Origin of the sequence: Psychroserpens sp. (assembly GCF_036960315.1) — a bacterium.
Lineage (GTDB): Bacteria > Bacteroidota > Bacteroidia > Flavobacteriales > Flavobacteriaceae > Psychroserpens.
On record NZ_JBALVR010000006.1, the window covers coordinates 1 to 15,090 of the forward strand.

At 34.7% G+C, this 15,090-nt stretch carries 9 protein-coding genes; 3 read left to right on the forward strand and 6 right to left on the reverse strand.

What is annotated here, in order from left to right; translation table 11 throughout:
* A partial coding sequence (locus V7719_RS11195; protein WP_335729998.1) for a choice-of-anchor L domain-containing protein occupies positions 1-3,422 on the forward strand: 3,422 nt, incomplete at its 5' end.
* A 75-nt stretch (positions 3,423-3,497) separates the two neighbouring features.
* Here the strand turns inward: V7719_RS11195 and V7719_RS11200 are convergent.
* The 3 genes from V7719_RS11200 to V7719_RS11210 form a co-directional block, all read right to left on the reverse strand.
* Positions 3,498-3,878: a hypothetical protein gene (locus V7719_RS11200; protein WP_335729999.1), complete on the reverse strand. Its 381-nt coding sequence runs from the start codon at positions 3,876-3,878 to the stop codon at positions 3,498-3,500.
* 69 nt (positions 3,879-3,947) lie between these two features.
* The gene (locus V7719_RS11205) at positions 3,948-5,330 is read right to left on the reverse strand and encodes a DUF5689 domain-containing protein (RefSeq protein WP_335730000.1); all 1,383 of its coding nucleotides are present in this window, start codon (positions 5,328-5,330) and stop codon (positions 3,948-3,950) included.
* Between the two features lie 59 nt (positions 5,331-5,389).
* Complete coding sequence (locus tag V7719_RS11210; protein ID WP_335730001.1) at positions 5,390-8,239, reverse strand: TonB-dependent receptor; 2,850 nt, start codon at positions 8,237-8,239, stop codon at positions 5,390-5,392.
* 138 nt (positions 8,240-8,377) lie between these two features.
* Here V7719_RS11210 and V7719_RS11215 point away from each other — a divergent pair, with 138 nt between their 5' ends.
* A complete protein-coding gene (locus V7719_RS11215) occupies positions 8,378-9,448 on the forward strand; it encodes an endonuclease/exonuclease/phosphatase family protein (protein WP_335730002.1) in 1,071 nt (356 codons plus the stop codon).
* A 72-nt stretch (positions 9,449-9,520) separates the two neighbouring features.
* Here V7719_RS11215 and V7719_RS11220 read toward each other — a convergent pair whose 3' ends face one another.
* Both V7719_RS11220 and pbpC read right to left on the reverse strand, forming a co-directional pair.
* On the reverse strand, positions 9,521-9,955 hold the full coding sequence (locus V7719_RS11220) for a hypothetical protein (RefSeq protein ID WP_335730003.1): 435 nt from the start codon (positions 9,953-9,955) through the stop codon (positions 9,521-9,523).
* A gap of 53 nt (positions 9,956-10,008) precedes the next feature.
* Positions 10,009-12,360, reverse strand: a complete 2,352-nt coding sequence (gene pbpC / locus V7719_RS11225) for a penicillin-binding protein 1C (RefSeq protein WP_335730004.1) — start codon at positions 12,358-12,360, stop codon at positions 10,009-10,011.
* Positions 12,361-12,438: 78 nt separating this feature from the next.
* Between pbpC and V7719_RS11230 the strand changes: the two genes are divergently transcribed.
* Entirely contained in the window at positions 12,439-14,736 is a 2,298-nt protein-coding gene (locus tag V7719_RS11230) for a T9SS type B sorting domain-containing protein (RefSeq protein WP_335730005.1), read from the forward strand.
* Between the two features lie 16 nt (positions 14,737-14,752).
* On the opposite strand, the gene V7719_RS11235 is transcribed toward V7719_RS11230, so the two are convergent.
* Positions 14,753-15,064, reverse strand: a complete 312-nt coding sequence (locus tag V7719_RS11235) for an antibiotic biosynthesis monooxygenase family protein (RefSeq protein ID WP_335730006.1) — start codon at positions 15,062-15,064, stop codon at positions 14,753-14,755.
* Positions 15,065-15,090 lie beyond the last annotated feature (26 nt).

The window sequence follows — 15,090 nt, forward strand, 5'->3', positions numbered from 1 at the left end:
TAAACCTTGTAGATTGTACACAACCACCATTACAATTTAATTATTGTTATGATAATAATGATGATACAGCTTGGTTATTTGAATCAACAGATGGAAGCCCAGTAAGATTAACATTTAATGCTGGAGGAATTGAAAGTTGTTGTGATGATATTTTAGTCTATGATGGTCAAGATAATACGGCACCATTAATTTACCAAGGAAATAACGGAGGAGATCTCTCAGGATTGACATTTGATTCTACGGGTGATTCGTTGTATATGGAAATTGATGCTGATGGCTCTGTAAGCTGTGCGTCTGGAAGTGGATGTTGTACAGCAGAATGGGACTTTACGGTTGCATGTGCAACCTGTGTCAATCCAGAAGCAACATATGCTGTAGTTTCGAATTGTGTAGTTGGACCAGGATTTTTAGTTGATGTTGACTTAACAAATTTAGGTTCTGCGACATCAATTACGATCAGTGATGACCAAGGTAGTGCTCCTCAAACGGTTAGTGTTTTAGGGATTGTTACTTTTGGACCTTACACGAATAATACACCTGTAGAAATTACCGTTGCTAACGATGATGATACTAATTGTATATTAACTAGTAATCCATTAACTCAGGAATTCTGTATTGATAACATTATTGATTGTGCAGTGGGACCATTAAATGCATTCTATTGCTATGATAATAACGATACTAATCAATTTTCATACACAAGTACAGATGGGTCACCAATAAGAATTACAATTAACTCTGGACAAATTGAAGGCGCACCTTTTGACTTCCTTGTTGTTTTAGATTCTGATGGAGTCACTGAATTATATAATGGAGAAGGTAATGATGGTGTTTTAGATGGACTAGTATTTCAATCTACAGGTGATACAATCTTTTTCCAAATTACATCAGATGGTTCTATAAGTTGTGCTTCAGGTAGTTTCTGTTGCTCTAGCGGAATTGATTATACTGTAACTTGTGCAACATGTGTCAATCCAACTGCTACATATCAAGTTATTGATGATTGTGCAAATGGAGAACAATTTTTAGTTGATGTCAACGTAACCTCTCTTGGTGATGCGACATCATTAACAATCTCAAATAATATTGATGCTAATACGGTTGCTGCAACTGCAACTGGTGTTTATCAAGTTGGTCCATTTCCTTTTGGAGTTGATGTCATTATCACCTCAAATAATGACCAAGATGTTAATTGTGTTATTAATAGTAACGCCATTCAATTATTAGCTTGTCCTCCAGATAATGATAACCCTTGTAATGCAACTGTTGCAGGAGTTAATGCAGATGATAGTTGTGATATCATAACCTCTGGAACATTATTAGAAGCTACAGATTCAGGAGTTCCAGCTGGAACATGTGGAGGAGATCCAGACGATGATGTTTGGTTTGAATTTACTGCCGTAGATGAATTTCAAATTATACAATTAACTAATATTGATGGGACAGGCTTCCAAAATTTAGATCACGCAGTTTATGAAGGTGCTTGCGATGCTCCTGTTGAATTATATTGTTCTCCAGATAATGCAAGTTTAACACCAGCTTTAACCGTTGGAAATACATACTATATTAGAGTGTTTTCTGCAGGTAATGATAGTGAAGATTCTACATTTGACTTATGCATTAGACCAGGTACTGGAAATGTATCTGTAGATCAAGATATATATACCATTGAAGAATTAGTAGTTGATATTTTAATTGATAGCCCTTGTGCTCTAATTACAAATATTACGTCCTCAACAGGTACAGATTTTGGAGATGTGAATGGTATTGGTTATTTCTCTTCCGATGAAGGAAGTTTCCCTTTTGAAGAAGGAGTTATTTTAACCTCTGGAGATGCAAGTAGAGCTGGAGGACCTAATTTTAATGCGATGAGTGATGGTGGATTTGGATGGCCTGGTGATGCAGAATTGGCAACTGCTGTAGGAATAGTTTCCAATAATGCGTCAATTATAGAATTTGATTTTGTACCATTATCTGATGAAATCAGTTTTGATTTCTTAATGGCTTCTGAAGAATATAATGGAAACACTGGCGGTACTTTTGAATGTACATTCTCTGATGCGTTTGCGTTTTTATTGACAGATGAAAATGGTATTACAACCAACCTTGCAGTACTTCCTGGTACAACTACGCCTATTCTTGTAACGAATATTCATCCTGAGAACCCTGGATGTGCCGCTATAAACGAAGAATTCTTTGGAGGATATACACCTCAAAATTTACCTCCTATCTCATTTGATGGTCGTACAGAAGTGTTTACTGCATTTTCTGAGGTAAACATTGGAGAGACGTATCATATCAAACTAGTGATATCAGATGCAACAGATAGTGCATTGGATTCGGGTGTATTCTTGAAAGCAGGAAGTTTTGATATTGGTGAAGTTGAATTGGGAGCAGACATTACTGTAGCTTCAGGAACTGCAGCATGTCTTGGCGAGCAAATTGTAATAGAAACTCAAGCGCCTTCAGTAGATCACGTTTGGTTTAAGGATGGATTTCAAATAGAAGGTGAGACAACTAATAGTTTAACGGTTACAGAAGGCGGGGTTTACACAACTCAGCTTATATTCTCACCATCTTGTATTATTTCAGATGAGATTTTGATAGAATTCTTACCATTACCAATTGCAAATACACCACCAGATTTAGTTGGATGTTCAATTGGGAATGATACAGCAGTATTTAATTTATCAGATAATGATTTACCGATTTTAGGAGATACGCAAAGTCCAACAGACTTTACAGTAACGATTCATTTAACTGAACAAGATGCTATTGATGGTGTAAATCCATTAGTAAGCCCTTATACAAGTGTATCAGATCCTCAAACTGTTTATGCTCAAGTGACAAATAATGCTACTGACTGTATCAATACAACAAGCTTTAATTTAGTCTTAGGTATTGAACCAGAAACTACATTTACTCAAGACTTTGATTATGAAGTGTGTCCTAATGCAACCGTACCTCTAATTATAGAAGCAACACCTGTAAATTATGCAACTTCGGAAGTTGCCATAAACTGGTACCTTGATGGTGTACTACAAGCTGGAGAAAATGGATTGACTTTCCCGGTTCTTATCGCTGGAGATTATGAGATCGAAGTTATTTTTAACGATACAGGTTGTTCTAGTATTGCGAGTCAAACAGTAATAGAATTAGAAAGTTGTATTATCCCTCAAGGTATTTCGCCAAATGGAGATGGTATGAATGATACTTTTGATTTGAGTAGCTATAGAGTTAGTAAACTTGAAGTCTTTAATAGATTTGGGACTCTAGTCTATTCAAAAACGAATTATCTAGATGAATGGTTTGGACAAGATAAAGATGGTGACGAACTACCAGTAGGAACTTATTTCTATACTATGGAATATGAAGATGGTAAGCGAAGAAGTGCTTGGGTTTACATACAACGTTTAAATTAATCAATCACTTATAATAATCAAAAAGCCTCTAGCGAGTTTTCGTTAGAGGCTTTTTATTTGAGATATGTTTTCTACTTAGAAAGCGTAAAGCAAAATAATGGATAGTATAATGCTACCAAGCAATAAAAACCAAAGCAACCAAATGTTATAATGCTCTGGTTGAACCTTATTGTTTTTTTTCGCATTAAGAATCCTTCTTTTTTTACCACTATACTGTATCCAGTTTCTAAAGTAAATAAATAGACAAGCCATTACAAAAAGTGTCCATGCTTTGGAAGAAGACATTGTCGTGGTGTTCATTTCATTTAAAAACAGAGCAATTACAATTCCTGAAAGTAATAACAAACTGCATTGAAGCGCAGTAATGTAATATAATGCTATAGTATTTGCTTTCTTTTTTTTGGTTGGCTTATAATGCTGAAAAACATTATAGAACAATACATCAAATGTGTTCATATCAGTAAGAGTGATAAAAGAAAAGCCACATCTGTTGAAGATGTGGCTTCTACTTTAATATATATTAAATTAGTTACCTGTAACTTCTACGTTATCTAAATGATATCTTGTAGTAGCACTAGGATCTGAACCTTCATAGAAGAATCCAATATTTATCATTCCATCTATACAAGAGATATTGATTGGACCTACAGTTTCAAAGTCACCAAAACCACCAGAAGGACCTGAAGGAATAGAAGCGTCTAGAGGTTGCCATGTAGCTGTTTCTGGATCTCCAGCATAGTCTGTTGATATAAATGCGGATAAGATTGTCCCGTTATCATAGTTTGCTTGAATATCAAATAATAATTCTTCTCCTGTTGTTCCATCTAAGTCAATAGAAGGTGTCACTAACCAAACGTTAGCTTCAGTATTTCCAGATGAAAATGCAGAAATTTGAGAATAATTGTTTCCTCCAAATCCATTAATAAACCAATCAGTATCAGTACCACTAATGTTTATGTTATCCCATCCTTCAGAAGTATAAGTGCCAAATCCTTCAAAGTCTTCTTCAAAGAGATTTGAACCACCACCAGAAGTACCAGTACACTCTAAAAAGTCTGGATCACAACGCTCAGCGTTATCAAAATTGATATCCTCTGGAGAGTTGATGTTTATTGTATAAAAATCATCAAAAAAGTCTCTTGTTAAGATGCCATCTAAAGTTCCTCTATTAGCAGGTAATAATAACGATTTAAAATCTGAAAAGGTACTTGTGCTTAAGATTACTGAAGAACCAGTAGAACAGCTTTCTAATTGACGTTCTCCATCGAACTGATCATTGTCTTCGGCAGCAAATGTTTTTAGATTATCGCCAAGTACATCATTTCTGTTGAATTGCACATCGCTTAAACGAATGTATAAGTTTTCAAGATCGTTAGAAAAATCTGCAATTGTAATTTCTAAAGGTACGATTGTAGCAACTTCAGAAGTACGAAGTATAAATTCTGTCATTTCAGTTGAAGCAATTTTTTCTAAACTGTTTCCTTCTCTTCTACCTATTTGTACAACACCATTATCTACAGCAACAGATAAACCATCAAGCTTTACATATACTTTTCTTCCGAAATCATAGATTGTAAATAAAGGATTCACATCAATTTGGACAACAATACCTGCTGTTGGATTTTCTGATCTATCTTGTAATACCAGTTCTTCAAAGAAGTTTCCTCCTTCATCACTAGAAATCACGTAACCTTCCATGAAGTTATTAGTATCTTCAAATGTAATGATCTCATCACCCGATTGTGTTAAATTACCAATAACGGCATCTATATCTATAATATTCCCGTTAATAACTGGATCTGTAACTTCAACGTTAGGTGTGTCAAAATCATCATCCTGAACACAAGCATTAAGTACTACTAAACTTAAGGTAAGTAGTATGATTTTGTTTAAATTAATTGTTTTCATTTTTTTTTCTTTTATCTCATCCTTATATAAGGATATTATTTTGTTTGTTTTTAAGCTTTTTAGAATCTAAGGTATACATTTAAATAGTAAGTTGTTCCATTTCCGTTAAAGTAACGAGAACCAAAAACAGGACCATTATCTCTTGATTGGTCTTCTAATAACCTAGTATACTTTGGCAGTCTTGATTGTTCAAATCCACCAGTTTTATATTCTTGATCAAAGATGTTATTAATTGTTGCAAAGAATCCAATATAATAATCACCAACTCTCCACGACTTTCCTCCAACAACATTTACGAGAACGTAATCATCAAACTCCTCTTGTTTAAGTAAATCTCTAGCAATATCTTCGTCATAACCAACAATAGCTTGGCCATCAAAATCTGTAGTAAAGTTAGCAGATCTAGCTAGGTTACCAACATCAATATAAGCATTTGAGAAGTAGTTTGTTGTTACACCAACATTCCAAAAATCTGGATCTCTATATTCAAATCCTATTTGGTACGCGCGCTCTGGACCTCCAGCTACATGGTAATCTTTGATATTTGTTGTTCCATCACCAAAAGTTAACGGACCATCAAAATCATCACTTGTTAAGTATAAGTTAGGATTGTTATTAAATGTGTACTGACCAACAGAAGCCGCAGCTTTTAATTTTATAGTTGGTGTGACTTGAGCTTCAATACCTAATTCAGCACCAATATGTCTTTTTTCAACATTAGTTAGAACCTCTTGTACAAAGGCGTCACCAGTATTTAAACCTAATCCGGCTAAATCTTCAGTAAAGAAGAAACCAATATCCGTTCCGTTTTCAAATCCAGAATAGAAACCAGTAAGTCTTGCTTTTATAATTGGAGATCTAAAAATATAACTCACATCAACAGATTGAATGTTTTCACTTTTTAATCCAATAACAACATCATTACTTTGTCTTGCATTATTAAACGAATTTCTAATTGTTGGTGCTTTTGTAAAGTAACTAGCGTTAACATCAATAAGATGACGTCCAGTAAGTTTATAAGTAGCTCCTGCTTTTATACCATAATTAGAAAAGTCTAACTTTTCACTTTTCCCAAATGAACGTGTTCCAGCAAAGTTTCCGTTATCAAACAAACCATTTCTTTGGTAAGTTGTTTGAGAAATATTTGCGCCTAAATAGAAATCTATTTTGTTGTATTTAAATTGTGCTTGAGCAAATCCTGTAAGAACATCGGCGTCAATTTCATAGTTGTATTTATAACGATCACCTTCTTGAACAATTCTATTAGGATTGTTTAAATCACTTTGTGCAACGTCTTCTAAAGATCCACCAATAGCATTTGAGTCTTCTTCAGCAAAGAAATCTACATCTAAATAACCAGTTCCTCCTAAAAGGTCTTTAAGATTAGCAAAGTTTTCACTTTTTAGCTTTCTATAGCTAACCATGGCATTTAATCTCACGCGTTCTGATAACTCTGTATCAAAAATAGTATTGATTGTAAATTGTGAATCGTCGATTCTGTCTTCCTGAATAGCATAGATAGAATTTCCACCTTGAGTTCTTAAAGTCGCATTCGCACTATATAATGCATTCCAATCAAGCTGTCCATCATTTCTGAAATCTTGTCCAGCTATATACGCTTGCTCATAATCATAAGCTGTTGGGTTTGTATCTCTTAAATGATAACTTGGTAAGTTTTGATAGTAGGATGGATCTGGATTTCTTGCACCACCTAAATAACTAGCTTGTCCATTAAAATCAACTAAGCGTGTTCCACCATTGTCAATTCTAGTATTACCTATTTTTCCAAATTGGTAAGCTATGTTTGTGTTTAAATTTGTTTTAGATGAAATATTCCAGAAATGGTTTAACATCAATATAGGTTCTTTAATTTCTCTTACCCTAGAGTTTCTAATGTCTCCATCTTGAGTTCCCCAAAATGGGTTGTATTGTCTTCCTTTTAAAGTAAGAACTTCATCTGTGATAGCTGTTGAACGACCACGTCTATTTTGAGCGTATATACCAGTAAAGTTAATACTGTGCTTATCGTTGATTTTTTTCTCAACAGCCGCAAAAAATGAATTAGAATCGTAAAGTGTTCCATCTACATAGCCTTCATTTCCAAAACGTCTAGATCCTAAAACTGAGTAAGACCAGCCACCTTTAAGTAAACCAGAATTATAACTAGCCATAACGCGACCATTATAACTTCTGTTAGCCGATGCATAAGAAATTCTTCCACCTTCACGGTATTTAGAGGCTCTCATTATAATGTTGTTAGTACCAGCAAGATCTCCAAATGAATAATCATTGGCAGACATTCCCATAGCGAATACTTGGTTTCTTTGAACGTCATTTACGCCACCCCAATTTCCCCATTGTGGTCTTCCATTAAACTGCTTGTTCATTTCAACACCATTAATAAGTACTTTTCCATTAGCATTATCTAGACCTCTAGGTCTAAAAAATGTTGAGCTAAAGTCATAAGCAGCTGCTCTTAAGAATTGATCTTTAGATGCTTGTAGTAATCCAGAAATATTGTCTGTTAAACCATCATCCTCACTATTTAAATTATCATCTGAAATTGAAATAACGAAAGAATCGGAATTGCCATTGTCAAAGTCAAGAGTCATACCGCTTATATCTACGGTTTGACCTTCATTAACAACAATAGGATAACGTTTTGTAACAAAACCTTCTTTTTCAACTTTAAGTACTTGTTCTCCTAATGGAACAATGGTTTTAAATTGAAACTCACCATTGGCATCAGTTTCAACTGATTGCGAGGTTTCCTCAATAGTAATAGTTACATCGGGAATCGGTTCTCCTGTAGTCCCATCAAGAACGCTACCTTTAATGATAGTCTCCTGAGCGAAGGATGTGAACACGGAGAACAGTCCGAATAAAATAATAAAAAAACTTTTTTTCATGCCTTATTTATAAGATTAATAGTTCTTACGCTTTAAATAATAGTTATTTAAAGCGGTCAAATTTACATTATTTATAATAAATACATACTTTTGGCTCAACATTTGTAATCATCATAACGATAACGTAATATTTAATCTATGAAACCACTACATTTCTCACTAGCAATTATTTGTTTTTTAATGACATTTAATAGCTTTTCCCAAGAAGAGAAAAAAGAAAAACGCTTTAAGATTCATACAGTAGCTTTCTATAATTTAGAAAATTTATTTGACACTATCAATGATGTGACAAAGTTTGATGAGCGTAGCCCAATAATGGAAATCAAAGCTGATAGAGCAGGAATCTATAAAAAGAAGGTCAACAATATGGCGAGAGTTATAGCTGACGTAGGTGCAGGTGTAACTGGAAACGCGCCAGCAATAATAGGCGTTTGTGAAATTGAAAACCGACAAGTATTAGTGGACCTCGTAAATCATCCATTATTATTAGCTAAAGATTACGGAATCATCCACTACGAATCTCCTGATGTAAGAGGAATTGATGTGGCATTATTATACCAAAAGAAATTATTTAAACCGACTACCCATCATTCATTTGAGTTGTTAATTTATGACGATGTAAGCAGAGATCAAGTCATGACAAGAGACCAATTGTTAGTTAGTGGAGAGTTAGACGGAGACCTAATTCATTTGATTGTTAATCACTGGCCGTCAAGAAGTGGTGGAGAAGCGAGAAGCCGATCAAAACGTGTAGGAGCAGCTAAGTTGAATAAACGTATTATAGATTCTTTACAAACCAAAGATCCTTATGCTAAAATTTTCACGATGGGAGATTTAAATGATGATCCTACCAATTCGAGTGTAAAAGATGTATTAAAAGCTGAAGCAAATAAAGAAGATCTAGACTTAAAAGGGATTTATAATCCTTTTGAAAAAATGTTTACTGACAAAGGATATGGTACAACAGCTTATAGAGATGCTTGGAGTTTGTTTGATCAAATTATGATGACAAAACCACTAGTCGAAACAGAAGATTATACATCCTATAAATTTTATAAAGCAGGTATTTATAATAAACTATATCTCACTAATAAAAGAGGGAGATATAAAGGATATCCTTTTAGAAGTTTCGCCGATGGTGGATTCACAAACGGTTTTAGTGATCACTTTCCTGTTTATGTTTACTTAATCAAACAAGTGGAGGACTAAAGACAATTTACAGTATAAAAAAAGGCGCTATTAAAAATTTTTAATAGCGCCTTTTTTTTATAAAAGAATGACTTAAAACCAATTCGACCAAGGAATTCTAGATAACACTAAAACGAGACCTAAGGTGTAAAATATAGCCAGCATTTTAAATTTTGGTTTAGAAGTCAACTTCTTCTTATGTTTCGAATACCCAATAGTAATCAAAGCAACAGCAAGAATCCCAACAAACGGATGCTCTACAGCTAAGAGTCGGGAAAATGCATCTAATCCTACCATGCCATTAGCACTTATGTTTTTAAAACCAAAAGGAGAAGAGAAATACAACACCAAACCAATTAGTAGTTGAATATGCATAACGATTAATGTAAATAGAGAAATTCTAAAATCGATGGCTTGAAATTCTTTATTACCAAAAAATTTAAATAACGCATTCAATGACGCGACAACTATCATTAATAAAACCAGATACGCCCAATAAGAATGGAGCATTTTAACAACTTCGTACATTTTTTATAGTTTAGAAATTAGATAAGCAAATGTAAGAATTTAAACCTTACGTGTTATTCGGAAATTTTAATGGTTCGTTTCGCTTCATTACCAAATTCATCTACAACTGTAATGAGGTGTTCTCCTGTCTTCGGAATAATCGCCAATTCATGAATATCTTTAGTAGAGCCAACGTAAGTTTCATCTAAATACCAATAAATATTAGTTTCTGGTTTTGAATGGGTCACCTTTAAAATAAGATCATTGATTTTCCCATTAAAATCTTTCGGAAGGAAAATAGAGTTGTTTTGTTTCGGATAAATAAAATCCATGGTCTCTTGAACCTCTCCAACACAATCCAATCGCAGTTTTGGGAGTGGTTTATAAAACGGATTTTTAGTTTTGTAATAATGTGCTTTTAAAGGGGATAATACAAACCAAGGCTTATGCTTTATATTGCTTAAGTTCTCACAAGATGAATTTACCTGATAGGTTTCAGTAGCATCAACATGTGCTAGAATATGATATGGACAAGGCGCCGTTTTTAATCCGCTATTTTGAATAAAGGTTTCTTCAGTAACATCACAAATAGAAGAGGCTCGATGCCCGCTTTTCGAACATACAGTCACTTCCTGCATTTCATCATAAGGTTGTGCAAACCATTCACTATTTGGTAATATATCAAAGACATCAAACAAAATTGGCGCAGCGGTTTGGACGCCAACCAAACCAGGACGACCTTCTCCATCTGCATTTCCAACCCAAACACCAACAACATAATCTTTTGTAGTACCAATAGCCCAAGCATCTCGAAAACCAAAACTTGTTCCTGTTTTCCAAGCGATCTGTTTGGAATCGTCAAAAAACTCCCAACTTTCATCACCTTCAGGTCTATTTACCTTTTTTAAACTTTCATAAGTAAGATAAATTGATGCAGCATCAAATATGGTTTTATCAGAAGATCTGTTTCCGAAGTCAACAGTTTCCGAAGCTATAAACGATGGCTCTACAAATTCATTAGTATAGTATTCGCTTGAAGTTTCTGAAAAGTGATTTAATGTAGACGATAAAGATGCATAGCTCTTACATAAATCCCAAAGATTACTTTCTGCGCCTCCTAAAATGAGTGATAAACCATAATGGTTGGCATTGTATTTTAAATCTTTAAGTTGTAATTGTTTAAGGTATTGGTGGAACCTATCGAATCCAAAATCTTGAAGCATTCGCACCGCAGGAACATTTAGCGAACGTGATAAAGCACGGCTCGCAGGAACGACACCATCAAATTCTTTATTGTAATTTTCTGGATTATAACTTCCAAATTGACTTGGCACATCTGCAACCAAAGTGTTTGGTAGTAAATCTCCAGAATCCAACATGGCTGCATACAAAAAGGGTTTTAAGATACTCCCAGTACTTCGAGGTTTGTCTATAATATCCACGTCTTTTTGATGTGATTTGTCTGTAGGCGTGTTTCCAATATAGGCTATAACTTCTCTAGTATGAACATCCAATACAAGAACTGCTGCGTTGTGAATTTCGTTTTGTTTCAAAATATTATATCGATTTTTCACAATGTGATTTACACGTTCTTGTAGTTTTGTGTCAATTGTTGTTTGTGTACGCTCACCACGATTAGTTTTTGCCACTTTTTGTAAAAGATGTGGAGCAATTTGTGGTAAAGCATATGGTTTTTGAGGTAAGTCTTCGGCAATGGACAAGTCGTAAGTTAAAGTATCTATGATTTCATTTTCGAGTAATTTTTTAAGCAAACGATTACGTTTTTCTAACAATCGTTTTTGGTTTTTCCCTGGATAAATCAAACTTGGAGCATTTGGTAATACGGCAAGTGTTGCGCTTTCTGCCCATGAGAGTTGGTATGGATCTCTATTAAAATAACGCCAAGCTGCTGCGTCCAAACCAACAACATTACCTCCAAAAGGCGCATTACTACTATAATAACTGAGAATTTTTTCTTTAGAATCACGGAATTCTAACCGCGTCGCTAGAATGATTTCTTTAATTTTTTCGAGGTAGGTTCGCGATTGTCCTTTTCGAGATAGTCGAATCACTTGTTGTGTTAATGTACTTCCACCTCGCTTTACCTCTCCAGAACTGATGTTGTCTTTTAATGCCTTAAAAATTGAAATAGGATTAAAACCGGGATGCTTATAAAAGTATTCATCTTCAAACTGTACAATACAGATTTTAAATTTTTCTGGAATACTATCATTATGAGGAAATCGCCATTGGCCATCAGAAGCAATTTGAGCGCCTAAAAGCTCATTTTGTTTACTCGTAATAACCGTGGCTGTTGGGTCTTCAAACAGGTTCTTAGGTAAACAGAAATAATAAACGACCAAAAGCACTAAAAGCACTATTGACTTTTTTTTATTCTTTTTTATGTACTGAGTTAACCTATACATGTACTGCACTATAACTTTATAGCTGTATTTATTATGTGAAATATAATTAATTTAGAGTCATTGACCTTAAATATATACGTGGGAAAGTACTTTAATAATCTTAATGTAATCATAATATTTAGTATTTTTTTTTCTTCGGAAATGGGATATGCTCAACTTGGGTTTTGTCAAGGAAATTCTGGTGACCCAATCTTTGTAGAAGATTTTAGTGCAGGACTAGCAGATACATCATTGCCTTCTGGAACAACAACCTACAATTATGCTAATGGTGGTCAACCTCTTGATGGATTGTATACCGTAAGCAGTAATACCAATTTCTTTGATTGGTTTAGCGTTCAAGATCATACACCTAATGATGTCAATGGAAGAATGCTTGTTGTGAATTCTGCAGCAGCAGCGGGAGAGTTCTATAGAACCAACATTAATGGTTTATGCGAAAACACCTCTTATGAATTTTCCTCTTGGATCGTGAATTTAACACCAGCTGGTGGGTTTTGTGGAGCTGGAGCCATTCCAGTAAATGTAAGATTTGAAATTTGGGATAACACAGATGCTAATTTGTTGGCCTCAGGAGATACGGGAAATATTAATAGCTCAGGTTCACCAAATTGGCAACAATATGCTTTGGTTTTTCAAACCATTCCAAGCCAAACATCAGTGATTTTAAAAATGATTAATAACGGTGCTGGAGGCTGTGGAAATGATTTGGCTATCGATGATATTGTGTTTAAGAGTTGTGGCGATTTTATTGAAGTTAGAGACACAGTAAATAATGATAGTATTTCATTATGCAGTAGCGAAACACCTTTTTCTACAACATTAACCGCGACACCGGATAATACAGTTTTTAGCAACCACTTTTATCAATGGCAAGAAAGTCCTGATGAAAATATTTGGACAGATATAGCTGGAGCAACAAGTGATAATATCATACTTACTGGAATATCCAGTACAATGTATTACAGGGTTAAAGTAGCCGAATTTGCAGCTAATCTGAGTAATTTAGATTGCATTACGTTCTCAACAACTTATGAATTAATTATTAATCAAGCACCCAATCCCCCAACTATAGCGTGTTGGGAAACCGCTACATTAAATAATACAACATGTTCATGGGAAGTGTCAGGAACGCAACCACCAGAGCCTACAGGATTGGAGTGTTGGGAAAGCACTAATTTTAATACAACAACATGTAGTTGGGAAATCATAGGAACACAACCAGCACAACCAACACTTGAATGTTGGGAAACCACAACATTCAATAATACGACATGTCTTTGGGAAGTATCAGGAACGCAACCAATAGAGCCTGCGGGACTTGAATGTTGGGAATCTACTAATTTTAATACGACGACGTGTCTTTGGGAAGTTACGGGAACACAACCAACACAACCTGCACTTGAATGTTGGGAAACGGCAACATTTAATACGACAACTTGTAGTTGGGACGTTTCAGGATCACAACTTTTAGAACCTACAGGACTTGAGTGTTGGGAGGTCACAAATTTTAATATTACAACTTGTAGCTGGGAGGTTACTGGAACACAGCCTGTACTGCCAATAATTGAATGCTGGGAGACAGCTACGTTTAATACAACAACATGTAGTTGGGAAATCACAGGAACACAACTTGAAGCACCAACCAATTTAGAATGCTGGGAAACGGCAACATTTATTGAGACCTCTTGTTCTTGGGAAATTACCGGAATTCAAACCATTGATACTATTGAAGAATTCTCTACGATTTGTGAAGGTGAAGACATTACATTACAAGCGAGTACAGATATTAGCAACGCAACATACCAATGGGATTCAGGTGAAACTACAGAGTTTATAACCGTAAGTTCACCAGGAACTTATGTTGTAGTAACCACAGATGGTTGTGCGACCATAGAAAAAACAATTGTTGTTGAGCAACCAGAAGCACCTATTATTGAGAGCATTCAATCTGACGGAAACGATATTATAGTGCTCACCTCTAATTCGGGAAATTTTATATATTCTTTAGATGGTATTAATTTTCAAACGAATAATATCTTTTATGATGTTGATGGCGGGAAGTATACTATTTATGTGAAATCAATTGATTGTGATACTAATGTTACTACAACACATTTACATTTTTATATACCGAAATTTATCACGCCAAATAATGATGGAAGACATGATACTTTTAGCTTATTAGGTATTGACTGCTTCGCATCATCAGAAGTTTTTATCTTTAATCGCTACGGAAAACTGCTCTTCTCAGCATATGATAGTCCAGCAAACTGGAATGGCACAATGAATGGTAAGGATTTACCAACTTCAGATTATTGGTATCTTATCATAATTGAAGGACAAGAATTTAGAGGGCACTTTACATTAAAACGATAATTCATCTCACACGTTTCTATGATTTAAAGAACTCATATTCACGCTCTACTTTACAGATTCTCACTTTATACCAACGATACCAATCTTCTCGACCTTTTTGTTGTGCTACTAAATGATCAGTTTCTTGTTTCCAATTTTTGATGGCTTTAAGACTTTCCCAATAACTTACTGTGATTCCAATAGCATTTCTTGCGCTTTCAATGCCTAAAAATCCTTTTTGCTGTTTAGCTAAGGTTTCCATTTGATTTGCCATGTCTGAATACCCTTCGGTGTTTTCAGAATGGGTTGAGGTGAAGATCACTGCGTAGTATGGGTTCGTGTTTGTCATTTTAAATTATTTAAATTTTGTCATTC